Source organism: Actinomyces bouchesdurhonensis, from assembly GCF_900128465.1.
Taxonomy (GTDB): domain Bacteria; phylum Actinomycetota; class Actinomycetes; order Actinomycetales; family Actinomycetaceae; genus Pauljensenia; species Pauljensenia bouchesdurhonensis.
In genome coordinates this window covers 649329-675142 of the sequence record NZ_LT635868.1, presented here as the reverse complement: position 1 = coordinate 675142, position 25814 = coordinate 649329, and the positions used below count along the sequence as shown (strand labels likewise).

The 25814-nt window shown below is 62.9% G+C and carries 20 protein-coding genes and 3 pseudogenes; 1 reads left to right on the top strand and 22 read right to left on the bottom strand.

Annotation, left to right across the window (positions count from 1 at the left end):
• Window positions 1-17 precede the first annotated feature (17 nt).
• The 22 genes and pseudogenes from dnaE to dinB form a co-directional block, all read right to left on the bottom strand.
• A complete protein-coding gene (gene dnaE, locus BQ7477_RS07980) occupies window positions 18-3560 on the bottom strand; it encodes a DNA polymerase III subunit alpha (RefSeq protein ID WP_073983474.1) in 3543 nt (1180 codons plus the stop codon).
• A 120-nt stretch (window positions 3561-3680) separates the two neighbouring features.
• Window positions 3681-4586 carry an RluA family pseudouridine synthase gene (locus BQ7477_RS07975; RefSeq protein WP_073983577.1) on the bottom strand — a complete coding sequence of 302 codons (906 nt, stop codon included), beginning with the start codon at window positions 4584-4586 and terminating at the stop codon, window positions 3681-3683.
• 8 nt (window positions 4587-4594) lie between these two features.
• A complete protein-coding gene (lspA, locus tag BQ7477_RS07970; protein ID WP_073983473.1) occupies window positions 4595-5098 on the bottom strand; it encodes a signal peptidase II in 504 nt (167 codons plus the stop codon).
• Window positions 5099-5164: 66 nt separating this feature from the next.
• The gene (locus BQ7477_RS07965; protein WP_073983472.1) at window positions 5165-5737 is read right to left on the bottom strand and encodes a DivIVA domain-containing protein; all 573 of its coding nucleotides are present in this window, start codon (window positions 5735-5737) and stop codon (window positions 5165-5167) included.
• Window positions 5738-5910: 173 nt separating this feature from the next.
• The gene (locus BQ7477_RS07960) at window positions 5911-6222 is read right to left on the bottom strand and encodes a YggT family protein (protein WP_073983471.1); all 312 of its coding nucleotides are present in this window, start codon (window positions 6220-6222) and stop codon (window positions 5911-5913) included.
• A gap of 8 nt (window positions 6223-6230) precedes the next feature.
• The gene (locus tag BQ7477_RS07955; protein WP_073983576.1) at window positions 6231-6686 is read right to left on the bottom strand and encodes a cell division protein SepF; all 456 of its coding nucleotides are present in this window, start codon (window positions 6684-6686) and stop codon (window positions 6231-6233) included.
• A gap of 178 nt (window positions 6687-6864) precedes the next feature.
• Entirely contained in the window at window positions 6865-7623 is a 759-nt protein-coding gene (locus tag BQ7477_RS07950; protein WP_073983470.1) for a purine nucleoside phosphorylase YfiH/LACC1 family protein, read from the bottom strand.
• Window positions 7623-8876 (bottom strand): cell division protein FtsZ, encoded by a 1254-nt coding sequence (gene ftsZ / locus BQ7477_RS07945; protein WP_073983469.1) that lies wholly within the window; start codon window positions 8874-8876, stop codon window positions 7623-7625. Before ftsZ ends, BQ7477_RS07950 begins: the two co-directional genes overlap by 1 nt.
• Before the next feature lie 127 nt (window positions 8877-9003).
• Window positions 9004-9849, bottom strand: a complete 846-nt coding sequence (locus BQ7477_RS07940) for a cell division protein FtsQ/DivIB (protein ID WP_234968726.1) — start codon at window positions 9847-9849, stop codon at window positions 9004-9006.
• Between the two features lie 227 nt (window positions 9850-10076).
• Window positions 10077-11468, bottom strand: coding sequence for a UDP-N-acetylmuramate--L-alanine ligase (gene murC / locus BQ7477_RS07935; protein ID WP_073983467.1), 1392 nt, complete (start codon window positions 11466-11468; stop codon window positions 10077-10079).
• Between the two features lie 80 nt (window positions 11469-11548).
• Window positions 11549-12493 (bottom strand): annotated as a pseudogene (locus BQ7477_RS13050) (glycosyltransferase); the annotation flags it as partial.
• 195 nt (window positions 12494-12688) lie between these two features.
• Window positions 12689-13075 (bottom strand): annotated as a pseudogene (locus BQ7477_RS13045) (UDP-N-acetylglucosamine--N-acetylmuramyl-(pentapeptide) pyrophosphoryl-undecaprenol N-acetylglucosamine transferase); the annotation flags it as partial.
• Between the two features lie 49 nt (window positions 13076-13124).
• Window positions 13125-14381: an FtsW/RodA/SpoVE family cell cycle protein gene (locus BQ7477_RS07915; protein WP_420884433.1), complete on the bottom strand. Its 1257-nt coding sequence runs from the start codon at window positions 14379-14381 to the stop codon at window positions 13125-13127.
• Window positions 14368-15813: a UDP-N-acetylmuramoyl-L-alanine--D-glutamate ligase gene (murD, locus tag BQ7477_RS07910; RefSeq protein ID WP_073983465.1), complete on the bottom strand. Its 1446-nt coding sequence runs from the start codon at window positions 15811-15813 to the stop codon at window positions 14368-14370. Before murD ends, BQ7477_RS07915 begins: the two co-directional genes overlap by 14 nt.
• A complete protein-coding gene (gene mraY, locus BQ7477_RS07905) occupies window positions 15810-16895 on the bottom strand; it encodes a phospho-N-acetylmuramoyl-pentapeptide-transferase (protein WP_073983464.1) in 1086 nt (361 codons plus the stop codon). The genes murD and mraY overlap by 4 nt, the downstream gene beginning before the upstream one ends.
• Window positions 16892-18195, bottom strand: a pseudogene (locus BQ7477_RS07900) (UDP-N-acetylmuramoyl-tripeptide--D-alanyl-D-alanine ligase). The gene mraY and the pseudogene BQ7477_RS07900 overlap by 4 nt, the downstream one beginning before the upstream one ends.
• A gap of 18 nt (window positions 18196-18213) precedes the next feature.
• Window positions 18214-19947 (bottom strand): peptidoglycan D,D-transpeptidase FtsI family protein, encoded by a 1734-nt coding sequence (locus BQ7477_RS07895; RefSeq protein ID WP_073983463.1) that lies wholly within the window; start codon window positions 19945-19947, stop codon window positions 18214-18216.
• 17 nt (window positions 19948-19964) lie between these two features.
• Complete coding sequence (gene ftsL, locus BQ7477_RS07890; RefSeq protein WP_073983462.1) at window positions 19965-20357, bottom strand: cell division protein FtsL; 393 nt, start codon at window positions 20355-20357, stop codon at window positions 19965-19967.
• Window positions 20354-21397, bottom strand: coding sequence for a 16S rRNA (cytosine(1402)-N(4))-methyltransferase RsmH (rsmH, locus tag BQ7477_RS07885; protein ID WP_073983461.1), 1044 nt, complete (start codon window positions 21395-21397; stop codon window positions 20354-20356). Before rsmH ends, ftsL begins: the two co-directional genes overlap by 4 nt.
• Window positions 21398-21516: 119 nt before the next feature.
• Window positions 21517-21948 (bottom strand): division/cell wall cluster transcriptional repressor MraZ, encoded by a 432-nt coding sequence (mraZ, locus tag BQ7477_RS07880; protein WP_009056606.1) that lies wholly within the window; start codon window positions 21946-21948, stop codon window positions 21517-21519.
• A 1145-nt stretch (window positions 21949-23093) separates the two neighbouring features.
• A complete protein-coding gene (locus tag BQ7477_RS07875; protein WP_073983460.1) occupies window positions 23094-23519 on the bottom strand; it encodes a DUF3040 domain-containing protein in 426 nt (141 codons plus the stop codon).
• Between the two features lie 66 nt (window positions 23520-23585).
• Complete coding sequence (gene dinB, locus BQ7477_RS07870; protein WP_073983459.1) at window positions 23586-24926, bottom strand: DNA polymerase IV; 1341 nt, start codon at window positions 24924-24926, stop codon at window positions 23586-23588.
• A gap of 47 nt (window positions 24927-24973) precedes the next feature.
• Here dinB and BQ7477_RS07865 point away from each other — a divergent pair, with 47 nt between their 5' ends.
• Window positions 24974-25795: a spermidine synthase gene (locus tag BQ7477_RS07865; RefSeq protein WP_073983575.1), complete on the top strand. Its 822-nt coding sequence runs from the start codon at window positions 24974-24976 to the stop codon at window positions 25793-25795.
• Window positions 25796-25814: the final 19 nt, after the last annotated feature.

Genomic DNA, 25814 nt, shown 5'->3' with positions numbered 1-25814 from the left:
ATCACAGGGAAACGCACCTAGGCGCTAGTAACCACCCCACCTGCGCCCACAACCGCCTTGATATGGCTGAAGAAAGCACTGGTTTGTTCAACACGCAGCTTCGGGTCCAGTTCGACGACAGTGACGCGCCCTGGCTCCGTCAGGTGCAGACGCACCGGTGAACCTCCCGGGAAAGATTCAAGGACACCGCGCAAGTCCGTGAGGAGTTCAGGCGTGCAGCGTGCAGCCGACAAACGCAGGTCCAGAGGCTGGTCAGCCCCGCCCGACAGATCGAGAAGGGTCATCGACTGGCCGTAAATGGTCATCCCCTCCTCACGCACGTTCACTTTTCCTTCGATCTGGACAATAATGTCCTGAGCCAGGTAAGTCTGAATCGACTCATAGGAGCGCGGGAAAAAGAGAACATCCACCGAACCCGACAGATCCTCGATCGTCGCAATCGCCCACGCGTTACCCTGCTTCGTCACCTTCGTGGTCACCCCCGACACCAGGCCGGCGATCTTCACGACGCGATCCGCCATCGCCTCTTCCGAACCCACGACCTGCGCGATCTCATAGTCCTGGTGGCGAGCCAACGCAGCCTCCACCCCACGCAGCGGATGATCAGAGACGTATAGGCCCAGCATCTCACGTTCAGCGGCCAGCTTCGTCTTACGATCGAACTCGGGCAGATCGGGAATATCGATCGTGAGGCCCGACCCTGAATCTTCTTCCTCCCCAAGCGAGCCGAAAAGGTCGAACTGCCCGATCGCCTCGTTGCGCTTGACGTCGATGATCGCGTCCACGGCCTCGTCGCAGCGAGCCAGGAGAGCGCGGCGCGTGTGCCCCATCGAGTCGAAGGCGCCGGCACGGATCAGGGACTGGATCGTGCGCTTGTTGCACACCACCTGCGGGACCTTGTCCAGGAAGTCCTGGAACGAGGAGAAGCGCCCCTTCTCGGTGCGGGTCGAAACGATCGCTTCGACGACTGGGCCGCCCACGTTCTGGATGGCATTCAGGCCAAAGCGAATCGCTTCTCCATCAGGGGCGAAGTTACCCATCGACGCATTCACGTCCGGGGGCAGGACCGTAATGTCCATGTGGCGGCACTCCGCCAGATAGAGGGCACGACGATCCTTGTTGTCCTTCGTCGAAGTCAGCAAAGCCGCCATGTACTCGGTCGGGTAGTTCGCCTTGAGGAACGCCGTCCAGTAAGAGACAAGGCCGTAGGCCGCCGAGTGAGCCTTGTTGAAGGCGTAGGCGGAGAAAGGCACGACGACGTCCCACAGGGCCTTGATCGACTCCTCGGAGTAGCCGTTGTCGACCATGCCCTGACGGAAGCCCTTGAACTGCTGGTCCAGGACCTCCTTCTTCTTCTTACCCATCGCCTTACGCAGGATGTCCGCCTGGCCCAGCGAGTATCCCGCTAACTTCTGAGCGATCTGCATGACCTGCTCCTGATACACGATCAAGCCGAAGGTCGTGCCCAGAATGTCTTTGAGCGGTTCTTCCAGCTCCGGGTGGATGGGCGTAATCTCCTGACGTCCGTTCTTACGCAGCGCGTAGTTCGTGTGCGAGTTCGCGCCCATGGGACCCGGGCGGTACAGGGCGCCGACGGCGGAGATGTCTTCGAAGTTGTCGGGCTTCATGAGCTTGAGGAGGTCGCGCATGCCACCACCATCGAGCTGGAAGACGCCCAGGGTCTCGCCGCGTCCCAGCAGCTCATACGTCTTCTTATCGTCGAAGGCCAGGTGATCGAGGTCCGGGTCCGGCTTGCCGTTAAGCGCAATGTTCTGAAGCGCATCCGACACGACCGTGAGGTTACGCAGGCCCAGGAAGTCCATCTTGAGCAGACCCAGCGTCTCACACGTCGGGTAGTCGAACTGCGTGATGATCGCTCCGTCCTGCGGGCGCTTCATGATCGGGATGATGTCGGTGAGCGTATGGGAGCTCATGATGACCGCACACGCATGCACGCCCCACTGGCGGGTGAGTCCCTCCAGGCCGAGCGCATACTGGACGACCTCGTGCGTGTCCGGGTTCTCCTCGTAGAACTTACGGAACTCCGAGGCCTCGGCGTAGCGCTTGTCCTTCTCGTCGAAGATGCCGTGGACCGTGATGTCCTTGCCCATAATCGCGGGGGGCAGCGCCTTGGTCAGCTGCTCGCCGACCTTGAAGTCCTTGCCGAGGATGCGCGCGGAGTCCTTCAGGGCCTGCTTGGTCTTAATCGTGCCGTAGGTGACGACCTGGCTGATGCGGTCCTCACCGTACTTGCGCTTCACGTAGGCGATGACCTCGTCGCGCCTGCGTTCATCGAAGTCGACGTCGAAGTCGGGCATCGAGATTCGCTCGGGGTTAAGGAATCGCTCGAAGATCAGGCCGTGGTCGAGGGGGTTGAGCTCGGTGATCTTCATGGCGTAGGCGACCATCGACCCCGCGCCCGAGCCACGACCGGGTCCCACGCGGATGCCCTGGGACTTCGCCCAGTTGATGTAGTCGGCGACGGTGAGGAAGTAGCCGGGGAATCCCATCGAAATAATGACGTCTTCCTCGTACTGGGCCTGCTTGCGCACGGCGTCAGGAATGCCGTTCGGGAAACGGTCACGCAGGCCTCGCTCGACCTCCTTGATGAACCACGAGGTCTTATCCTCGCCCTCGGGGACCGGGAAGTCGGGCATGTAGTTCGCGCCCTCCTTCGTGGTCGTAAAGTGCACGTCGCAGCGCTGCGCAATCTCGAGGGTCGAGTCGCAGGCGCCAGGCAGCTCGCTCCACAGCGAACGCATCTCATCGGAGGGGCGGATGTAGTAGCCGTCGCCGTCGAACTTGAAACGGTCGGGGTCGTTGATGCGCGAACCCGAGTTGATGCACAGGAGGGCGTCCTGGATCTTGCGGTCGTCGCGCTTGACGTAGTGCGCGTCGTTGGTGGCCACGAGGGGCGCGTTCATAAGCTTGGCGATCTCGAGGACCTGCTGGTGGGTGCGTCGCTCGATGTCGATGCCATGGTCCATGACCTCGACGTAGAAGTTGTCCGCCCCGAAAATGTCGCGCAGTTCCGCGGCCTCAGCCACGGCCTCGTCCCACTGCCCCAAGCGCAGTCGCGTCTGCACGGCACCCGAGGGGCATCCCGTGAACACGATGAGTCCCTCGTGAAACTGAGCGAGCAGTTCCTTGTCGGCGCGCGGCCACTTGCCGAACTGACCGTCCGTCGAGGCATACGAACCCAAGCGGAACAAGTTGAGCATGCCCGTCGTGTTGTAGGCGATAAGGGTCAGGTGATTATAGGAGCCACCCGCGCTCACGTCATCGGCGCGCTGCCACGGCTCGCCCCATAGGACCTTCTGTCGATCAAAACGCGAGGTCCCGGGCGTCACATAGGCTTCCAGGCCGATGATGGGTTTAACCCCGGCGTTCTTGCAGTTCGTGTAGAAATCGTAGGCACCGAAAAGGTAGCCGTGATCAGTCAGGCCGATCGCGGGTTGCCCCAGGCGCGCCGCCTCTTGCGCCATGGCTTTCGTCTTCGCAGCCCCGTCGAGCATCGAATACTCGGAGTGATTGTGGAGGTGCACGAAGGAATCAGCCATGCGTCGATTCTACTGTCCTGGGCCCAGCTGGGGCCGCGCGACTCCCGGGGGCGCACGGTCGTTCAGCTCACGGCTCACCGACGAGGCCGTGGCCGGGTTGCGCGGGCCCACTTCCCCGCGTCAGTCGCGGGGGTGGCGCAGCGTCTCCAGGGCGGCCTGAAGGTCGGCCGGGTAGGGGCTGGACACGCTCATCGGCATACCCGTGCGCGGGTGCGCAAAGCCCAGGCGCACGGCGTGGAGCCACTGGCGGGTGAGCCCCAGGCGCTCAGCCTGGGTGGGGTCCGCACCGTAGAAGGTGTCGCCGACACAGGGATGGCCGACGGCAGCCATATGGACACGAATCTGGTGGGTGCGCCCCGTCTCAAGGTGCACCTCGGTGAGTTGAGCGCCCGCCATGAGTTCAAGCGTGTCGTAATGGGTGACGGCGCGCTTCCCGCCGTCGATCACAGCCATGCGCCACTCGCGCGACGGGTGGCGACCGATCGGCGCGTCAATGGTGCCTGAAGCGGGGTCAAGGTGTCCGGCCACCACCGCGTGATACACCTTCTCGATCGTGCGCTCTTTGAAGGCGCGTTTCATGACCGAGTAAGCCAACTCTGATTTGGCGACCATCATCACCCCAGAGGTTCCTACGTCGAGGCGGTGAACGATGCCCTGGCGCTCGGGAGGCCCGTAGCTGGTGATCCGAAAGCCAGCTGCTTCGAGGTTGCCCAGAACCGTGGGCCCCGCCCATCCGGGTCCCGTGTGGGCGGCGACACCGACGGGCTTATCGACGACGACGATGTCCTCGTCGTCATACAGGATCGTCATATCGGTGACCGGGGTCGGCTTATTCTCAGGCTCCGGGATCGTCACCTCAATAATGTCGAGGGCGCCGAGGCGATCCGACTTCCCCGCAGCAACGCCGTTAATGAGGACGTGCCCCTCCCCCGCCAGCTCCGCGCAGCGCGAGCGCGACAGGCCGAGCATACGAGCCAGTGCGGCGTCCACCCGTTCACCCACGAGGGCATCCGGAACGGGAAGCATACGCGAGCTCACTGCTTCTCTCCCTTCGAAGGTTCACGGGAGAGCGTATAGGCGAGCAGCGGCGCCCCCAGAACGATCCAAATGTCCGCGACATTCCCGACGAACCAGGTACCGTAAGCGATGAAGTCAGTGACGTGGCCGATACCGAAGCCGGGTTCGGCACTGAGACGGTCGATAAGATTTCCGATGGCACCCCCTGTGAGCAGGGCGATTGACAGCAGCGTCGACGGGCGCTGGACGCGACGAGCGAGCACCACGAGCGCGCCGACAACCACGACGGTGAAAATCGTCAGGATCCAGGTGTTACCAGCCGCGAAAGAAAAAGCAGCACCCGAGTTGTGGACGAGTCGAAGCGACAGCCACCGCCCGATCAGGGGAACCGGCTCTGAGGCATCGAGGGCAGATCGCGCCCACATCTTCGACGCTTGGTCGCTAATAATCGCCACCGCACACACGAGGGCGGCCCACATCCACGTCGAACGGGTGCGGATCGGATGGGAGGAGTCAGCCATGGTTCCCTATCTTAAATGAGCGGTGGCGGCGCACCACGAAGTGCGCCGCCACCGCCAAGTGTGCGATCAGTTCTCGCCGTTGCCGACCTCGTTGAGGAGGGATTCGAGGTGGCTGCGCAGGTTCGAGCGGTACTCGGCCTCGAAGGTACGCAGACCGTTGATCTTGTTCTCCAGCAGTTCGCGCTCCTGCTCGAGCTGGTTGAGCAGCGAGTCTTTCTGCTTCTGAGCATCAGCGATGATCGTGTCGCGCTCGGCGTTGGCCTCGGCGATGATCTTCGCACTCTGCTCTTCGCCGTCGCGCACGTACTCGTCGTGGACGCGCTGGGCGAGTGCCAGCATAGAAGTCGCGGATTCGGCATCTTGAGAGCCGGTCAGGGCGGGAGCCGCAGGTGCGGGGGTCTCGGCGACAGGGGCCGCCGGGGCCTCGGCTGGGCTGAAATCAGAGTTGGAGAGCTCTGCAACGCGGCGCTCCGCGGCCTCGAGCTTCTCCTTCAGCTCCTGGTTCTCCATCTGCAGGGAGTAGATGGTGGAGACAACCTCATCGAGGAACTCATCAACCTCATCCTGGTCGTATCCCTCGCGGAACTTGACGTACTGGAACTTCTTGTTGAGGACATCCTCGGTAGTGAGCAGGGCCATTGCTTCGCCTCTCGGTCGTTTCGATTGGACACGCGGATTCCCGCATGCCTGGACGACCGGGAAGGCCGCCCGTGATCACGTCACAAAAATAATAACCGATATTGTCACACTAGCAACATTGATCACGGTGCAACCGCGATTTATGTGCGACCTCTCATGCTTTAATTTAATGTCTACTGGCTAATAAAAAAGAGAAAACGGACGAAACGCTGCGCAATCATAAGCACCAGAAATAACAGCATAAAACCGACATCAATCGACATTCCGCCGCCCAGACGTAGCGGCGGAACAAAGCGCCCAAACCAGCGAATCGGAGGATCGGTCAGCGCATAAAGGACATTCGCAAGAACGAGACCAATCCCTCGAGGGCGCCATCCGCGCGCGAACAACTGAACCCAGTCCAGAATGACGCGCGCAAAGAGCACCATCATGTACAGGTTGATGAGAACACTCAGCCCCCACGCAACCCAACTCACAACGATCACAACGAAGCTCAACCCTGATTGTAGAGGGAACCCCGTCGCGCCGACGAGGAGGTTTCTCCAGTGACCTCCACCGTGGCCGGGGAAAGCAGGAAGACGCGAGCAGTGACACGCTCAATGACTCCGCGTAGCCCAAAGGTCAAGCCGGCAGCGAAGTCGACGAGGCGGCGCGCTTCCTCTTCACCCATATCGGTGAGGTTAATGATGACCGGGATACCATCGCGGAATGCCTCACCAATGGTCACCGCATCGGAGTACGCGGTGGGATGGATCGTCATGATGCGAGTGAGATCCTCGACAGGATCCTCGCGTCGAATGGCGGTCAGCGTTGGACGGGACACAGGCGTGATGTCAGCCACAGGTGCTACCTCTTCCACCTCGTCAAACTCTTCGAACTCATCAACGGGCTCCTCGGACGAGTACCAACCCATGAACTTGCGTGCGCGCGCACCGAACGAATCGCTCATCATTCCTCCTTCAGGCGATGCATAGCCACAAGCTACAGGCGCTTGACGGTCAGGAGGCGCAGCTGACTCGGCGCGTCGCAAGGAGCACTCCGGCGATGGACGTCACGAACAAGCTGCAAGATGGCGAAGCCCAGGCGACGCCACGCGACACGACCCGTGAGAGGCCACCCCTACGCGCTCAGGCGGGAGCAATGACGAGCGCTTGACGACCACATTCTCTGTCGCGACGATAGGAGAATAGCGTGGGCGTTTCCAACGTACAGCGGGAGTCACTGTCTACACGCACACCCCGTTCGCGCAGCTGCGATGCCGCGGCGCGGGGCAAGTCAAGGGAGGGCGTCCCCCAGGAGGTCTGACTACCGATTCCCGGCATGATCTCCTCGCTCTGGCGAACCATGTCGGACGGGACTTCGTAACAGCTCCCACAGATAGCGGGTCCTATCAGCGCATCGATCGATCCATCTACGCGCGCTCGGATCAGGTCAACCGTCCGCATGAGAATACCCCCAAGAAGCCCACGACGGCCCGCGTGAACGGCGGCAACGACCCTTCCACCCGCTGCGGAAAATACGACGGGCAGACAGTCAGCGGTGAGGACAGCGAGCGCAGGAGCTTCCTCCCAGCCGCGGGCATCGATGATGATACCGTCGGCCTCGACAGGACCCCACTGGCCTGGCGCGCGATGGTCAAGCGCCCTCGCCGTGCTTGCCGCCGTTGGCACCCCCTCGACGGAAGTTATAACCTCGACAACAGTCGAATGCGTCTGATTCATCCATACGATGTCACGGCCCAGCACATCCGCCAAGGCTGCCCGGCGCGCACGCACAAGCTCCGTTTGATCCCCGACATGCAAACCCACGTTGCCAGCGAGCGCACTGGTGCCCGGGTCCACCACGGTGAGGTGGACCCGGGCACCAGCCCATAGCGACATTGTCATCAGCGCAGGAACGGAGGAATATCCAACTCTTCCTTCTCGGGGGCCTCAGGGTAGATGCGAGGCACTTCGAAGGAGTGCTCAGAGGCGGCTTCCTCGTATTCGACAGCGGCAGGCGCTTCAGCGGCAGCCGGAGCGGTCTCACGCACCGGGGCAGCAACATCCAGACGGTGCTGGGGGCGACGAGTAGACACCTGACTCAGGCGCGTCGTCTCGGCAGCGGGCGCCTTGGCTTCGGGCGCGGCGGGGCGTTTCTGAGCGACGGGAGCGGAAACACGAGACACAGCCGGGTGCGCCGGCGCGGCCTCCGCGACATCATCAAAGCCGGCCGCGATGACCGTCACGCGGATCTCATCACCGAGGGTATCGTCAACGACAACACCGAAGATGATGTTCGCCTCGGGATGGACGGCCTCGCGCACCAGCTGCGAGGATGCGAAGACCTCACGCAGGCTGACATCGGAGCCGCCCTGGAAGAACATGAGCACGCCGTGAGCGCCGTCGATCGAGGCCTCGAGCAGCGGGGAGGAGATAGCGCTCTCAACCGCTCGCAGCGCGCGATCCTCACCGGTGGCCGCGCCGATGCCCATGAGAGCCGAGCCAGCGTCCTTCATGACGGACTTGACATCGTTGAAGTCAACGTTGATCAGACCCGGGGTGGTGATCAGCTCAGTGATGCCCTGAACACCGGAGAGCAGAACCTGATCCGCGGCACGGAAGGCATCGAGCACCGAGATACTCACGTCAGAGATTTCCAGGAGTCGATCATTGGGAATAACGATGAGGGTATCGACCTCTTCGCGCAGCGTGGTCACACCGCCCTCAGCTTGGGCCGCACGGCGGTTACCCTCGAAGGAGAACGGACGAGTCACAACTCCCACCGTCAGAGCGCCGGCTTCGCGGGCGACGCGTGCGACGACAGGAGCCGCACCGGTACCCGTGCCGCCACCCTCACCGGCGGTCACGAAGACCATGTCCGCGCCGTCAAGCGCGGCAGCAATCTCTTCGATATGGTCCTCTGCTGCCTTGCGACCGACGGCAGGATCCGCTCCGGCGCCGAGGCCGTGCGTCAGTTCGCGGCCAATGTCCAGCTTCGTCTCAGCATCGGACATGAGTAGAGCCTGCGCGTCGGTGTTAACGGCAATGAACTCAACGCCCTTCAGGCCTACTTCGATCATTCGGTTCACGGCGTTGACTCCGCCGCCGCCGACGCCGACGACCTTGATCACTGCCAGGTGGTTTTGCGGTGTCGCCATGGATGTCTCCCTTGCATCAGACCCTCAACCTTTAGTTGAAGGTTGATGTTTAATGTGCTTCGTGTCGAAAAGAAATTAGGGGTCCGCGTGCGTTCATTCAAGCCAACACGCGGACGAAGAGGAAGGCTTAACTGGTCACAGGGTGATTCGGAGACGACACGTCGTATGTCGTCGCCGTCACGTTGGCAAGCAACGTAGCAAGAACCCGCGCTTTTTGAGGAGCATCCTCGTTCGTTCCCCACTTGACAGTCTGCCCCCCACGCAGCGTAAACGTCACCTGCGTCCCGGTAGAGGTAATCGCCGACACCTGCGAGCGTGTCGACTCATCCAACGCCCCCAAGACGGAGGCAACATCAGAGGCCCCCGTCGCCCGGTCCTCGGACAGCGTGAGAAGCGGATAGCCCCCCGCACTGCCGAGCCTCTCAAAGGCAACACCCTGGTCGTCAACCAGCCAATAGGAACCCGACGATGCCTCAACTGCCATACCCGCACGCATCGACACCGACACCCTCAAGCTCGTCGGCCATCGGCGAGACACCGATGCAGACTTCACTGCAACATTCGACTCAACCGCGCGGGCAACCGCCTGCGTATTCAGGCGCGTCAGAGGAACCCCCTCAAATCCCGCCACCGAGGAACGGACCGACTCAACCGTAACAAGCGCCCCATCCTCGCCCGAAACCTGAATGCTCGTGGTCGAGAGCGCGAACAGCGACGAAAAGAACACCACCCACGTCGCCCCTCCCACGAGTGCCGCCGTGACCACGGTCCAAGCGATGCGCCGCAACACGAGCAGCCGGCGTGCACGCGAACGTTCACGCAGACGATCACCCAAGTCCGTGGCGTCAACTCCGCCCAGCAGAGCAGCAGCATCAGCGGCTGCGATTGGTCTCGCCAAGGACGCGCGCTCACGCCGACGCTCAACGGAAGAAGAGACAGCGCCCTCCCTCCCATCCTCGGAAACACCCGTCACACGATCACGCGCCGATGAACGCACATTGGCACGCCGCGACTCACCGCCACCAGAACGCCTCCTCGCGCTGCGCTGCACACCCCGAGACACGACGCGCTCCCCATCTGGGGACCGAAGCCGCCCCGACGACACATCCCCGACTTCTCCCGCAGCAGATACCTCATCAGAGGCACGCTCCTCAGAAGACTGAACCCGCCGTCCCCCCGGACGCCTCGGAGACGGAGGCCTCATGCCTCCATCCGCTTCCACTCGTCCACGACATCCGACGCGCACCTGGTGATCGAACCGGCACCCATCGTCACACACACACCGTGTTCGGGGGTCAGGGACGCGGCCAAACGGGCTGCCTCGTGCATGTCCTCGACATACACGGCCCCGGGAATGCGAGATGAAATCAGCGTCGAATCGACACCGGGTTGCGGATCCTCGCGCGCACCGTAAATCCCCGCCAGCACAACATGATCCGCCCCGGCCAACGCATCGGCGAAACGCTGGGCAAAAATGCGCGTACGCGAGTACAGATGCGGCTGGAACACAACCGTGACCTCTCCCCCACTGGCGACAACACGAGCCTCGCGGATCGCAGCCACCACCTCGGTCGGATGATGCGCGTAGTCATCAAAGAGACGACGCGAACCGACCTGACCACGCGCCTCAAAGCGGCGTGCCGCACCCGTAAACCGGCCCAACCCATCAGCAACAGCCTGCGGCTCCAGGCCGCACTCGATGCCAGCCACCCAGGCACCCGCTGCGTTCAGCACATTGTGCTCACCGGGCACGGACATAACCAAATCAGCGCTGCGATCCCCCCACTCCACGTGCGCGCACGTGGAACGAGCATCAACCTGCACATCCGAAATCACTACGTCCGCCTCACACAGGCTACGATCAGCGCGGCCATAAGTCACGACCCGCAGACCCTCAGCTCGAGCCGCGGCAGCCAGGCGCACAGCCCCCTCGTCCTCCGCGCACGTCACCAGCAGCCCACCGGGCACCATACACCTGGCGAACTCCACAAAAATCTGTTCAAACTCCTCGCGCGAACGATAGCGATCCAGATGATCGGGCTCCACGTTCGTCACGATCTCAATGGTCGGAGAATAGTTCAGGAACGACCCATCCGACTCATCGGCCTCGGCGACGAAAATGTCACCCGTCCCCAGGTGCGCGCCCGTACCCAACTGCGGCAGCACACCACCCACAGCAACCGACGGATCCAACCCGCACTGCGCCAACGCGATCGCCAACATACCCGACGTCGAGGTCTTGCCGTGAGCACCTGCCACCCCCACGAAACGCATACCCGACGCAGCCAACGCCAACGCCTGCGAGCGGTGAATAACACGCTGTCCACGCTCGCGAGCCACCGCCAACTCCGGATTACTCTCACGAATCGCCGTGGACACCACGACGACCGCCGACGGATCCACGTGCGAGGCGTCATGCCCGACAAACACCCGCACGCCGACCGCACGCAGATGTTCGAGCACACCAGAATCCTCTCGGTCAGACCCCTCGACGAGCGCCCCGCGCGACGCCAACAGCTCCGCGACAACACTCATCCCCGCGCCACCAATACCGATCAAATGGAAACGATCGTGCAGCGTTGGCTCACTCATGGCCGTCCTCCTTCACCTGTGCCAGGGCCAGATCCGCCAGCGCGCGAGCCGCGCCCGCACGCCCCAGCGACTGCGAGGNCGTCAACGACAACACCGAAGATGATGTTCGCCTCGGGATGGACGGCCTCGCGCACCAGCTGCGAGGATGCGAAGACCTCACGCAGGCTGACATCGGAGCCGCCCTGGAAGAACATGAGCACGCCGTGAGCGCCGTCGATCGAGGCCTCGAGCAGCGGGGAGGAGATAGCGCTCTCAACCGCTCGCAGCGCGCGATCCTCACCGGTGGCCGCGCCGATGCCCATGAGAGCCGAGCCAGCGTCCTTCATGACGGACTTGACATCGTTGAAGTCAACGTTGATCAGACCCGGGGTGGTGATCAGCTCAGTGATGCCCTGAACACCGGAGAGCAGAACCTGATCCGCGGCACGGAAGGCATCGAGCACCGAGATACTCACGTCAGAGATTTCCAGGAGTCGATCATTGGGAATAACGATGAGGGTATCGACCTCTTCGCGCAGCGTGGTCACACCGCCCTCAGCTTGGGCCGCACGGCGGTTACCCTCGAAGGAGAACGGACGAGTCACAACTCCCACCGTCAGAGCGCCGGCTTCGCGGGCGACGCGTGCGACGACAGGAGCCGCACCGGTACCCGTGCCGCCACCCTCACCGGCGGTCACGAAGACNCCCGCCTCAACATGATCCTTCGCGTTCAGCCGCTGCTCTCCGTTGCCAATCGGCAGCGGAACATAGATGCACGGCAGGCCCAGTGCCTCCATCTCCGCGACCGTCCCAGCGCCTGAGCGGCACACCACGAGATCCGCGACAGCCAGCGCGTCCTCCATCGTCGTCAGGTAATCAATGACATGCCAGCGATCCGCCAGACCGACCGCTTCCACGCCCGCTCGCACCGGCTCATCCTTGCCGCGGCCCGTCAGGTGCACGACCTGAACACCCTCAGGCAGCGCGTCCGCCGCGCCCGTCATCGACTCATTGATGTGCAAAGCCCCCAAGGATCCGCCCGTCACGAGCAACGTCGGAGCACCAGCGTCCACACCCAAGCGCTCAGCGGCCTCACGGCGCGCCTGCACGGCCCCCTCCGAGGTAGATCGGCGACTCGCCAGGTCAGCAATAGCTGAGCGCAACGGCAATCCCGTCACAACCGTCTCACCGCGCTTGGCCGCCAGCGGCGAGGAAGGAAAAGTCAAAGCAACGACAGCAGCGTTGCGTGCACCCACCTTGTTGGCCAGGCCCGGGCGAGCGTTCTGCTCGTGGATGACGATCGGGACACCCGCACGCTTAGCCGCAATGTAAGCCGGAGTCGACACGTAGCCACCGAACCCCACGAGCACATCGGCGCCCTCCAAAGCCTTGCCGCAGCGCTTAACAGCATCGGAAAAACGAGACGGCAACGTGAAGAACGCCAACGAGGGGCGACGCGGCAAAGGAACACGCGGAATCTCCACCAGCACAAAACCGGCGGCGGGAACCAAATCCGCTTCCAACCCCGCCTTCGTGCCCAGCACAACGACCTCAGCTCCGTCCTCACGCAGCTGCGCGGCCGTCGCCAGAAGAGGATTCACGTGACCGGCGGTCCCGCCGCCAGCCATCACAACCTTGACCATAAGCGTCTCCTTAACGCGAGTGGGTGACCTAATGTTAACGAGCGGAGCGCCTGCGGGGAGCCACCCGCGGATCTCGACCAGCCGAGGCCTCGTCCGGCCTCCCAATCATCCGCATCCCCGCACGCGCACGCGCAAAGGATGCCACGACCGCCACCGAAGTGATCGTAAACAAAAACGACGAGCCGCCATAGGACACGAGCGGCAGCGGCACACCAATCACAGGACCCATACGAGTAACCGACAGAACATTAATAACCGTCTGGACACCGATCCACGTGCCCACACCCGAGGCCACGATAATGACGAACAAATCCGAGGACTCGCGCGCCACACGGAACATGCCCCACACGAGCAAACCCAAACACACCAGAACCGCCACGGTACCGAGCAAGCCGAATTCCTCGCCAACAATCGCAAAAATAAAATCCGTGTGAGCCGCTTGCAAATAATTCCACTTCTCACGCGACGCGCCCGGCCCCAAGCCCGTCAAACCACCCGACCCCAACGCCCACAGCGAGTGGTCAATCTGCTCCGGCGCCGACTCATCCGGCCCCTTCGACGTGCCAGGCAGAACCGCCAAAACACGTCGGATACGCGTCGGATTCGACAAAACCAACAAGACCAGGGTCGGCACAGCAAGCATGACGAGAACACCAAACCACCGCTTCGGCAGACCCGCCACCCACACCGCACCGAGCGCACCCATCGCGACAACCATCGCCGTACCCATGTCACGGCCCAGCATAACCGCTCCAAGCGCCACCAGGATCGGCACAGCAACGGCCACACTCATCGTCCTCACGTCAGAACGCTTCGACGCCGACTTAGACACCATGAACGCCAAAAAGATGACGAGCGCAAGCTTCAAAAACTCCGACGGCTGAGCCATGATGGGTCCAAGCTTCACCCAGTTCGCATTACCGCCCTCCGAACGACCCAGCGGGCTGAGCACCAACGACTGAAAAACGAGAGCCGTCACAAACATCGGGACAGCCAGACGCGCCAGCCAGCGCTGCGGCACCAACTGTACGCCCGACGCAATCACGAGGGAAGACACAATAATGAGCAGCGGGCGCGCGTACGCCGTATAGGGATTCTCCCCCTGCGCGATGGAGGCGACAGTCTGAGCGGAAAACCCCATGACCAGACCAAAAAACGACAGCAGAAGAGCCGGGATAACCACCAGAAAATAGGTCGTCACCGGGTTCGATTCGTGCTCCTGCCCCGATCCGAAAAGAATCCGAGGCAGAGTCACAGTAGGAATGTGCCAGCCCCGCTTATTTGTCGCCACCGGCGCTCCCCCACTGCGCCGCCAGACGCGCCACCGCATCGGCAAAAACATCCCCACGCTGACCATAGTTATCGAATTGATCCCACGATGCGCATGCCGGGGCGAGCACCACGGTGTCACCCGGACGCGACAGCGCCACAGCCTCGTTGACGACCGAGAACATCCAGTCCTCGTGCCCGTCCACCTCAACGAAAGGAACGCCAGGAGCTCCAGCCGCCAGCTCCCTGACGAGCACACTGCGGTCTGCGCCGATGACGACAACGCCGCGCAGGGTCGGCTCAACCTGGCTGATCAGCTCCGCGAAATCCTGGCCCTTCGGATCGCCGCCGACAATCCAGATGGCGCTGCGCGGCGGCAACCCGGACAACGACGCGCGGGCAGCGTGGGCGTTAGTCGCCTTCGAGTCGTCAATCCACGTCAGATCCGCGGCACGCGCGATAACTGCGCGACGATGCCCGGCGGGTCGGAAAGAACGCAAGCCGCCCTCCACGGCCTCAGGTTCAACACCGTAGGCACGCGCCAGGGCAGCTGCAGCCAACGCGTCCGAAAGAACAGCCGGAGAGGGGTGATCCCCGTATGCCTGAGCCAGGTCTGAAATACGGGCAAGAGCGACGGCATGGCGGTGGCGGTCGTCGACGAACGCACGATCCACCAGCAGGCCGTCAACGATACCGAACTGCGAGACCGCCGGAGCACCGAGCGTCAGACCAATAGCCCGCGCCCCCTCGACAACGTCCGCGTTTTCTACCATGGCCTCGATGCGCCGATCCGACGCAGGATACACGCACGCGCGAAGGGTGTTCTCGTAGACGCGCGCCTTATCCGCAGCATAAGCCTCGACGCTGCCATGCCAGTCCAGGTGATCGGCGTCAACGTTCAGACAGACGGATGCCAAAGGCCGAACCGTGCGCGCCGTGTGCAACTGGAAACTGGAAAGCTCAACCGCGAACACTTCGGCATCTGAATCAATCGCGCGTGTAATCGGGGTACCGATGTTACCAACCTCTTCGGCCTCGACACCTGAAGCACGCAGAATCTCCCCCAGCATACCCACGGTCGTCGTCTTCCCATTAGTGCCAGTCACGGTCAACCAGGGGCGTCCGGCATGGGGACCCTCCTCCTGAAGACGCCACGCGAGCTCCACTTCACCCCACAGGTCGATGCCAGCATCCTGACACGCGGTGAAAATCGGGTGATGCGCAGGGATACCCGGTGAAACAACGACGAGGTCGGGGCGAGCATCCACGACAGCGGAGACGAGGACACCAGCATCCTCCTCGACATGGACAGGCACGTCCGCGACATCGTCAAACGACAGCGCGTCGGTAGCGCGTGAAGCGAAGGCGCTCACCCGCCAGTGACGGGCAAGCAGCGCGCCAGCAGCGCCCTGACCGGACTTTCCCCAGCCGATGACGGCAGCATTCAGGTTCATCGAGCAGACACCCACTCAGCGTAGAACATGCCCGCTCCGGCGACCGCCGCGATGGCAGCAATAAGCCAGAAACGGATGACGATCGTGACTTCTTTCCAACCGAGCAGCTCAAAGTGGTGGTGCAGCGGGGCCATACGGAAGACGCGTTTACCCGTCGCCTTAAAGACACTGATCTGAATGACATCCGACATGACAACCGCCACGAAAAGTCCACCAACGACGATAGCTAGAAGCTGCGTCTGCGTCAGGATCGACAAACCAGCAACCGCGCCACCCAGGGCGAGGGCACCCGTGTCACCCATGAAGATCTGTGCGGGCGACGCGTTCCACCACAAGAAGCCCGCCAGCGCGCCGATCAGAGCGGCGCAGAAGATCGCCAGGTCCAAAGGGTCACGCGTCGAATAACACGCCGAATGGTTGACACTCGGCTGTGTACAGGCCTGAATGCGCTGGAAGTACGCAATGAAGGTGTAAGCACCGAAAACAAAGATGGACACGCCGGCTGCCAAACCATCCAGGCCATCCGTCAAATTAGTGGCGTTCGACCATGCCGTCACAATGAGATTCGTCCAAATGAGATACAGGATGACTCCAACGGCAGTGCCCGCTAAAGCGAAGCTCAGCGCAGTCGGTCGAGCAAATGACAGCGCAAGCGTCCCAGGCAGCTCACCAAATTCATTGGGACGGATAAGAGTTCCACCCGCGAAGAGCGAGGCAATGACAACCTGACCGATGATCTTACCCGACGGGTGCAGGCCAAGAGAACGCTGCCGCATAATCTTGATGCCGTCATCCAGCAGGCCGATGAGTCCCAGACCGGTGAAGAGAAACACCAGCAAGAAGCCCGACCATGAAGGACCCGCACCAGCGACCAACGCCCCAATCACCCACGCAATGAGCGTCGCCAGGATAATGACGACACCGCCCATGGTGGGAGTTCCGCGCTTCGTGAGGTGCTGCGTCGGCCCATCCTGGCGGATGAACTGACCGTACTGGTGCAGCACCAGGAAACGGATGAGCAGCGGCGTGCCCATCACAGACAGCGCCATCGCAATGATGAACGCAGCGATAAGACCGATCACCGGGTCATTCCCTTCTCCCGCAGGATGTCAGCTACCTGCCACGAATGTGAACCAAAAGAACCCTTCACCAGGACAACAGCACCGTCCTTCGCGAACTGAAGAGCCAAGCGAGCTGCGTCGGCCGGGTCCGATGCAACCTCACGATTGGGCACCGCCTCAGCTCCCTCAAGATAGTAGTGCGCGTTTGCCCCCAAGCCGATGAGCGTGTCCACGCCCGCCTTGGCGATCATCTCGCCGACGCGCATGTGCATCGATTGGGTGTCCTCGCCCAGCTCAAGCATCTCCCCCAAGACCGCAACCTTGCGCGCGTGGACACCAATTGAAGCCAACGCGGCGATACCCGCGCGCATCGAGTCCAGGTTTGCGTTGTAAGAATCGTCGATGAGCGTCAAGTCACACCCCTGTACGACAAGCTCATGGACATCCATACGGTGCGGGCTAAGCGCCCGCGCACTGGAAAGCACCCGTCCAACAGTCTCCAGATCCACACCCAACGTCAAGGCACCGGCAGCGGCAGCCAACGCATTCGCCACATGATGACGCCCAACAATCAGGAGCGACACATCGGCACTGCCCGCAGGCGTCACCAGGGTGAAGGAGGCACGATCCGCACGGTCCACACGCACATCCTGCGCACGCACGTCGGCTCTTGGATTGCCCGACGCGGAGAAACGAATGACCTCACCCGTCGCCAGCGGTGCCATCGCCTCAACATTGGGGTCGTCAGTGTTCAAGATAACGCGCGCACCGGGCAGGGCTCCCAGAATCAGTTCAGCCTTCGCGGCTGCAACACCCTCAAACCCTCCGAAACCACCCACATGTGCGTGGCCGACGCACAGCTCGATGACCACGTCAGGGGCGACGATGGTGGTCAGGTAAGCGATATGACCAGGGCCGGAAGCACCCATCTCAAGAACAAGATGACGCGTCGAAGAATCCGCCTCCAAAGCGGTCAGAGGCAGACCAACCTCATTGTTGAAGGAAAGCTTAGGTGCAACCGTCGGCCCGTCGGCCCTCAGGATCTGGAGCAGCAGGTCCTTCGTCGTTGTCTTGCCGACGGAACCGGTCACCGCGATCACATCCAGATCTCCGCTTGCCCGCAGAGCTTCGACGTGCGCATGCGCCAAAGCCCCCAGCGCCTCGGTGGAATCCTCAACGACGATCTGAGCCACGGCCTCGTCAACCTCATGTTCAACGATAACCGCGACCGCGCCGCGCTCGTGAAGGTCACCAGATCGGAAGNACCTCCAACGAGGCGACCAGAAACCGCCTGAGCAATCCACTGCGCTGATGTCTGCATGATTCTTCTCCTTCAGACTCACGGAGTCGTCGGATACAGGTTAGCCGACCCGGAGGAGGCCGGGATACCCAGGTTCGAAACAGCCGTGCGTGCAATGTCGCCAAACAGCGGCGCCGACGAATCAGATGAGACCGACGCCACTTTCGGATTGTAGAGGATCACGGCGATCGCCAGACGCGGCGCATCAACCGGGATGATGCCCGCTGTCGTCGAGATGAGACCTGAGGCCCCATCAATCACTGTCTCAGCCGTACCCGTCTTGACGCCCACGCGATAGCCGGGAACCTTCGACGCACTCGCCGTCCCCAGCTTGTCTTCAACGACGGACTCCATCATCGTCAGCAGCTGCGAAGCCGTGCCAGCCTCCATGACCTGTACCGGCTGAGTCCCCTCGGGAACCTCAACCGTGCCATCGGCATTCGTCCACGACTTCACGATGTGTGGAGAGATACGCACGCCACCATTCGCGATTGTTGCAAGGGCAGAGGCCTCCTGAATCGCTGTAATCGCATAAGCCTGGCCGAACATCGTCACATAACGGTCACGCCCCTGCCACTCATCCGAACTACGCAGCAGGCCAGCGGACTCACCCGGAAGCTCAATGCCCGTCTCCTGCCCGAAGCCAAAAGCACGCATCATCGAATAACGCTGGTCGTCCGCCATCGTCTGACCGATCAGCACTGTGCCTGTGTTCGAGGACTCGGCCAGGATACCCGTCGCCGTGAGTGTCTCGCCATCATGCTGATGGAAATCCGTAATCAGCCCACCCGCGTCAGGCAGATCAAGAGCATACGGAACCTGGAAGACACTCGTGGGCGTAATCGTTCCCTGGTTCAGCGCCGCACCCACCGTGATGAGCTTACCCACCGAACCCGGCTCGAACGTGTCCTGCACGGCGTGCACCTTCTGCAGATTCGCATTGTCCGGCTCCTTCGAGTTCGAGTCGGCCATGACCAGCACGTGCCCAGTCGCGACATCCTCGATGACAACCGTACCCCAGTCGGCCTGGTGCTTGGCCACGCGAGTATCCAGTAACTGCTGCACCTGGTGCTGCAGGTCAGCATGCAACGTGAGTTCCACAGAGCCGCCATCTTTCGGCTCCACCGTCGTGCGTTTGCCTCCGGGCATCACAGCACCATTGGGCGCAATTTCGAACGCCTGCGCTCCGGGCGTACCCGTCAGCAGCGTATCGAACTGCGCCTCAATACCCGAAGAACCCTTTCCACCCGCGTCGACCGTTCCAATCACGGGAGCGGCGACATTCCCGTTGGGGTACTCGCGTTCGAAAACAGACTCCCACTCGATGCCGTAAATGTCGAGCTTGCGAATCTCACGATAGGTGACCGCATCAACATTGTGCTTGAGGTAAACGTAGGTCGAATCACCCAGCATCATGCCCCCCAGCTCCGACTCATCCATGCCAAGAAGAGGAGCAAGCTGATGGGCAGCCTCAGCAGGACCGCGCCCAACCTCATTACCGTCGTCGTCGCGGTGCACGTAGGAACCAATGTTCACCTGGTTGACGGCGATGTCGTATGTCTGGATCGAGTTGGCCAGCACGACACCCGTCGCATCAACAATGGAGCCGCGCGCGGCAGCAACCGACGTCGAGGAGGTACGCACACGCTGCCCCTGAGCGGCCAACGTCGGCCCCTCAACGATCTGAAGCTGTACGAGACGCACAACACACAGGCTGAGAGCTCCGATAATAGCGAACAGGATCCAACGCGAGCGCCCAATGACGGTATCCATACGAACTCGGCTCCGCGTTACTTGGCGGGAGTCCCGCCCTCAACGGTCCCCGTTTCGAGCGTGATGAAGCCAGACCTGCCGGCGGGCACCATGCCGTTCGTCTTCGCAGCCTCCTCTAGCTCCGTGGGCGACGCCTTGCGATCAAGCTCGGAGCGCATCGTCCACGACTGCGCCTCCAGCTCGTTCAGCGTCAACTGCTGCTCGCGGATCTCGAAGGACGTCTGCGCCATGCGCGTATTCAGAACCATCGAAACCACCACGGACGCCAGGGCAACAGCGACGAGAAGCATGAGGATAGCCACGGCAGAGCGGCGCGGGCGCGCCCCCTCGACAATATGGAACTCACGAACCTCCTCACGACGCAGCTCCGGGCGAGCCGCGGGACGTGCCTTCGCAGTTGCTGCACTCATGAGAAGTCCTTCCATTCGGAGATGAGTTCCGCTCCGCGCAATCGCACGGACGCAGATCGGGGATTGTGATCTTGTTCAGCTTGGTCGGCGCGATTCGCGCCCTTGGTGAGCAGTTTCAGGCTGGGCGCCATCTCGTCGGGAACAATCGGCAGCCCGGGGGGTGCGGCGCTGGTGGAACCGCGGCGCAAGATGTCTTTGACTATCCGGTCTTCGAGGCTTTGGTACGACTCGACCACCAGGCGCCCTCCGACCCTCAGGCACGAGAGAGCACGCGGCAGGGCCCGCTCCAAGATGGTGAGCTCGTCGTTGACAGCCACGCGCAGCGCCTGGAAGGTACGTTTTGCCGGATTGCCGCCGGTGCGGCGCGCGGGCGCGGGGATGGCCTCGCGGATAATGTCCACAAGTTCGCCCGTGCGCGTGATGGGAGCGTCATCCCTGCGGCGAATGATCAGTCGCGCGATACGAGGCGCGAACTTTTCTTCGCCGTAGGTGCGCAAGATGCGAATAAGCTCCCCCTCCGAGGCGGTGGCCAGGAGGTCGGCGGCACTGTCTCCGCTGGTCGCATCCATCCGCATGTCGAGCGGCGCATCCTTCGAGTAGGCGAAGCCCCGGTCGGCCTCGTCGAGCTGGAGTGAGGACACTCCCAGGTCCATGAGGATCCCGTCAATGCGCGCGCCGGGACCGCACTGCTCGGCCACGGCCTCGTCGATACGATCGTAGGTCGTGTGGACCGCACGGAATCGGCTCCCGAATCGTTCGAGGCGAGCAGAAGCAAGCGCGATAGCCTGCGGGTCACGGTCGATACCGATGACGGTCAGGCCTCCGAAGCGCTCAAGTGCACCCTCGGTGTGACCGCCCATCCCCAGGGTGGCGTCCACCAAGACTGCTCCGGGGGTCCCAATCGCGGGTGCGAGCATGTCGAGGCACTCGGCAAGGAGGACGGGGACATGGCGCTCGGCAGCGGGGCGACCGATGCCGGCCTCGTCGGCCGAGCCTCCGGGGCGCAACGAATCGCGCACCGAGTCCAGTGCATGCGCCATGCCACGCCTCCTTGTCGTTCGTCATGACCGGTGTCCGACCCGTCCACCCAGGTCCCCCACCGTGCTCCGCCACCGGGGAAGTGATGTCGGAACAGCGGGCGGAGACCTCGGAGTACGAGTCAGAACATCCCGGGAATAATTTCTTCTGCTGTATTGGAGAAGACCTCCTCCTGGACCGCGAGGTATTCGCGCCAGGCCGAGGCGTTCCAGATTTCGGCTCGCGATCCCGCGCCGATGACGGCGAGCTCACGGTCCAGCCCCGCGTATGCGCGCAGGTCCGCTGGGACGCTAATGCGCCCTTGCTTGTCCGGAATCTCCTTATAGGCTCCCGAGAGCATCACGCGGATCCAGTCACGCGCCTGCTTTGAGGACAGGGGTGCGCGACGAAGCTCCGCGGTCATGCTCTCGAATTCCGCGGCGGGGAAGGCGTACACGCAGTGCTCTTGGCCGCGAGTGAGGACGATCCCGCCCTCCATGTCCTCGCGAAAGCGCGCGGGCAGAAACATGCGTCCTTTGTCGTCGAGCTTGGGCTCGTACGTGCCGAGGAACATGTCACCGCCCTCCCCTGTTCGGAACTTTCCCCCACTTTAACCCACCAAGCCCCATATTTACAGAGAAACGTGCGGCGTGGCGCGCGATACTCCTGACATTTTTGGCATATTTTCAACGAAAAATTGCCGTGGAGAAAAGTGGAGGAAATCTAGCACACACTCCGCGCGCGAGGAGGAGCGCTCCATCCCGGACGATCCCCACTCCGCCCCAACCGGCGTCAACCGCGACCGACGCACGTGAGATATTTCCTTGATATTCCGCGGATTATCGACGAGGCCGGGGCGCACCCGGGCGCAGCTCCCTCACCCGTGGAGGGCTGTGGGGAGCACGGTGGGGAGCGCGGTGGGGAGGAGAGTGGGGAACCCCGTGGGGCACGGTGGGGAGCGCGGTGGGGAGTCCGCGGCGAGGAGGAAAGTGGGGAGCGCCGTGGAGTCCGCGCGGGGCGGATGGGGGTTTTGCACCATTAGACGCATCGCTGCGGCGTGTCGCCGGCGTGTCGCGTCCCTATTGGTGCAATTCCCCCCTCGCGACAGGGAAGAGAGCGGGAAACCCCGTGGGGCACGGTGGGGAGCGCCGTGGGGAGGATTGTGGAGCGGGCCATGAGGCCCGCCCGGTGCGGATGGGGGTTTTGCACCATTAGACGCATCGCTACGGCGTGTCGCCGGCGTGTCGCGTCCCTATTGGTGCAATTCCCCCCTCGCGACAGGGAAGAGAGCGGGAAACCCCGTGAGGTACGGTGGGGAGGAAAGTGGGGAGCGCCGTGGAGTCCGGTGGGGAGCACGGTGGGGAGGAGAGCGGGAAACCCCGTGGGGCACGGTGGGGAGCGCCGTGGGGAGGATTGTGGAGCGGGCCATGGAGCGCGCCCGGGGCGGATGGGGGTTTTGCACCATTAGACGCATCGCTGCGGCGTGTCGCCGGCGTGTCGCGTCCCTATTGACGCAATTCCCCCCTCGCGACAGGGAAGAGAGCGGGAAACCCCGTGAGGCACGGTGGGGAGCGCCGTGGGGAGGGAGCGGGAAACCCCGTGGAACCCGGTGCCGAACCCGTGGGAAGCACGGCAGGGAGGTCAGATCATGCCCTCACGGACAGCGAAGCGGGGGCGCGCCCACGCGCACCCCCGCCCCCAACCCGGCAGTCAGTCAGGTCAGTCATCGTTCTTTCGATCATCCCAGCGGCGCTCCTGATCCTGAATGAAAGAATCCCAGCCACCGGTCTCTTTCTCTTTGTCCTTCTTCTGCCTGGGTCGAACCCCGGCCTCGTCAGAAAGCGCCGAACTCGGCCTGGAAAGCGCGTAGAGGATGCCGCCGACAGTAAGTGCGAAGCCAACGACCCCCAGCAGGATCGACACGAGCGAATAGCCGAGGGACACAGCGCCAACGAGGACAACCATACCAAGGACCGCCCCACCAAAACCGAGCGCGATGCGTCGAGGGGCGCGGGGGCCTCGAGCGGGTTCAGCATCCTTCTCGGGAGCGGAGGTAGACATGTGCGAGGCGAGCGCGGGGTCTTCCTCGCGCAAAGACGCCTCCATCTGCTCAAGGACCTTCTTCTCATACTCAGTGAGAGCCATTGCATGCCCCTTTCGGACGACTACTGCCCAAGCTTAGCGTGTGCCTCCCACGGGAGACGAACCAGCTCACAGGAGAGTCCCCTGCTCGCCTTCACCGGTTCGCGAGCCGCTCGCGCGCCTGTCCGAGACACCGGCCACGCGCGTTCCATCAACACTCCCGGCTGCATCTATGCCCGAGGAACGCCTGCCGGGCAGTGTCTTGCCGAGAAGAGTTGCGGGAGCCAGAGCACCCGCACCGAACTTGGAACGAATCTGATCCATCACACGTTCGGAGGCTGCGGGGCGCTCGTCACGGTCCAGTGTGACGGCGACACCCCCCGCACGCGACTGGAGTCCCTCGACACGCACACCGAAGAGGCGCACTCCCCCGATGGGCATGTCCTCACGGGCAAACAGCGATTGGGCGGCGCGGGCTATGTCACGCCCAGTGTCGGTGGGGGCGACCAGGCTCATGCTGCGCGTGATCGTGTGGAAGTCCGCACCGCGCATCTTGATACCGACGCTCCACCCGACGACATCCCCGGCACGCAGGCGTCGCGCACAGTCGTGGGAGGCAGCCAGAATGAACTCCTCAATCTGAGACCGCGAGCGCACGTCATCCTCGAAAGTTCGTTCCATGCCGACGGACTTCTCAGGTCGGGAGGTTGTGACCGTTCGGGGGTCGATGCCCCACGCTAGGTCATGGAGATGGTGGGCTGAGGCGACGCCGAGAAGCTTGGACAGGCGCGCGACGGGGGCATGAGCGAGGTCACCGATCGTATCGATCCCTTCACGATCGAGGATGGAGCCGGTGCGACCGCCGACCCCCCATAGTGCTCCGACGGGCAGGCCGTGCAGGAATTCCACCGTCGCGTCCTGCGGGATGAGGAGCAGGCCGTCGGGCTTTGCATGTGAGGAGGCAATTTTCGCCACCGATTTGGTGGCGGCGATGCCTACGGACGCGGGCAGGCCGACGCTTTCCCGAATACGGGCACGGATGATGCGGGCGATGCGAGTGGGTGGGCCGAGGCGACGTCTGGCTCCCGACACGTCGAGGAAAGCCTCGTCGATGGAGACCTGTTCGAGCACCGGCGTTATGGTGGCGAGGATCTCCATGACCTGCTGAGAGTAGTGCCGGTAGAGGGAGTGGTTGCCGGGGATGAACGCGGCCGCAGGGCACAGCGCGCGGGCGCGTGACGTGGGCATGCCTGCGCGCACGCCGAGGGCGCGTGCCTCGTAGGTTGCGGAAGTGACGACTCCTCGGCCGGAGGTTCCACCGACGACGATGGGGCGACCAATCAGACTGGGGTCCTCGCGCATCTCAACCTGAGCGAAAAAAGAGTCCATGTCCACGTGCAGGATCGGCGTGGCTGTATCGTCCGATCCCCAATCGCGTTTGGCGCGCGCATCCCTGGGAGCGTTTGACATGTCACCTCCTGACGCCGATGCCCCATCTCACGGTTACAGTGTCCACCATGGCACGCTCATCGTCGTCACGCGACATCTCCTTCGAAACGGATTTCAGCTCCGCGCGCATTCGCTGGGATGGTCCGCGCGCAACTCTCTTCCTGGACGGAGTGGAATCCTCGGCGGTGGACACGTCAGACCCGACGTACTTGGAGTTCGAGTACATGCAGCACATGAGCGTTATCGTGCACTCCTGGCTGGGGAACCTGCGCCGCTTTCGCGCGCTTCACGTGGGAGGTGCAGCGTGCGCGCTGGCGTGCGCGTGGTCCGGGCAATACCCTCAGTCGCGTCACGTCGCGGTGGAGATCGATGGGACACTCGCCGCGCGGGTGCGCCAGTACTTCCCTATCCCGAAGGCACCGCAGGTAAGAATCCGCGTGGGCGATGGGCGTGTGGTTCTCGAGAGCACGCGAGAAGGGACTTTCGACGTGATCGTGCGCGACGCGTTTGCGGCCGGGGTGACGCCGGGGCATCTGCGCACGGTGGAGTTTGCCCACCAGGTTCGCCGAGTGCTCTCTCCCTCGGGCGTCTGCCTGGTCAACTGCGCGCACGGTGGGCCGGCCAATGCTCGCCAAGATGTGGCCGCCCTGCAGGAGGTCTTTCCCTTCGTGGCTACCATCCAGGATCCGAAGGTGGGGCGCGGCGGTCGGCGTGGCAACGTGGTCGCCGTTGCTTGCGCAGACAGTGTGGTGGATGCGGACAACATCGATCGTGCACTGCGCACGCTCGCGCTCCCTGCGCGCATCACCAGACCGACGGAGCTGAAGCGGTGGGTGGCGGGCTGCCCGCCCCTGATGGATGAGCAGGTCGGCTATCCGGCTTCTCCGTGACAGGGCCGCCCCACCGGCG

Excerpts from the sequence above, each read along its gene's own strand:
- lspA (WP_073983473.1), bottom strand. The coding sequence starts at position 5,098 with ATGGCTGACTCCTCCCATCCGATCCGCACCCGTTCGACGTGGATGTGG.
- ftsZ (WP_073983469.1), bottom strand. The coding sequence starts at position 8,876 with ATGGCGACACCGCAAAACCACCTGGCAGTGATCAAGGTCGTCGGCGTC.
- BQ7477_RS07955 (WP_073983576.1), bottom strand. The coding sequence starts at position 6,686 with ATGAGCGATTCGTTCGGTGCGCGCGCACGCAAGTTCATGGGTTGGTAC.
- dinB (WP_073983459.1), bottom strand. The coding sequence starts at position 24,926 with ATGTCAAACGCTCCCAGGGATGCGCGCGCCAAACGCGATTGGGGATCG.
- BQ7477_RS07975 (WP_073983577.1), bottom strand. The coding sequence starts at position 4,586 with ATGCTTCCCGTTCCGGATGCCCTCGTGGGTGAACGGGTGGACGCCGCA.
- dnaE (WP_073983474.1), bottom strand. The coding sequence starts at position 3,560 with ATGGCTGATTCCTTCGTGCACCTCCACAATCACTCCGAGTATTCGATG.
- mraZ (WP_009056606.1), bottom strand. The coding sequence starts at position 21,948 with ATGTTCCTCGGCACGTACGAGCCCAAGCTCGACGACAAAGGACGCATG.
- BQ7477_RS07895 (WP_073983463.1), bottom strand. The coding sequence starts at position 19,947 with ATGGATACCGTCATTGGGCGCTCGCGTTGGATCCTGTTCGCTATTATC.
- BQ7477_RS07950 (WP_073983470.1), bottom strand. The coding sequence starts at position 7,623 with ATGACAATGTCGCTATGGGCTGGTGCCCGGGTCCACCTCACCGTGGTG.
- BQ7477_RS07965 (WP_073983472.1), bottom strand. The coding sequence starts at position 5,737 with ATGGCCCTGCTCACTACCGAGGATGTCCTCAACAAGAAGTTCCAGTAC.
- rsmH (WP_073983461.1), bottom strand. The coding sequence starts at position 21,397 with ATGGCGCATGCACTGGACTCGGTGCGCGATTCGTTGCGCCCCGGAGGC.
- BQ7477_RS07875 (WP_073983460.1), bottom strand. The coding sequence starts at position 23,519 with ATGGCTCTCACTGAGTATGAGAAGAAGGTCCTTGAGCAGATGGAGGCG.
- murC (WP_073983467.1), bottom strand. The coding sequence starts at position 11,468 with ATGAGTGAGCCAACGCTGCACGATCGTTTCCATTTGATCGGTATTGGT.
- BQ7477_RS07865 (WP_073983575.1), top strand. The coding sequence starts at position 24,974 with ATGGCACGCTCATCGTCGTCACGCGACATCTCCTTCGAAACGGATTTC.
- ftsL (WP_073983462.1), bottom strand. The coding sequence starts at position 20,357 with ATGAGTGCAGCAACTGCGAAGGCACGTCCCGCGGCTCGCCCGGAGCTG.
- murD (WP_073983465.1), bottom strand. The coding sequence starts at position 15,813 with ATGAACCTGAATGCTGCCGTCATCGGCTGGGGAAAGTCCGGTCAGGGC.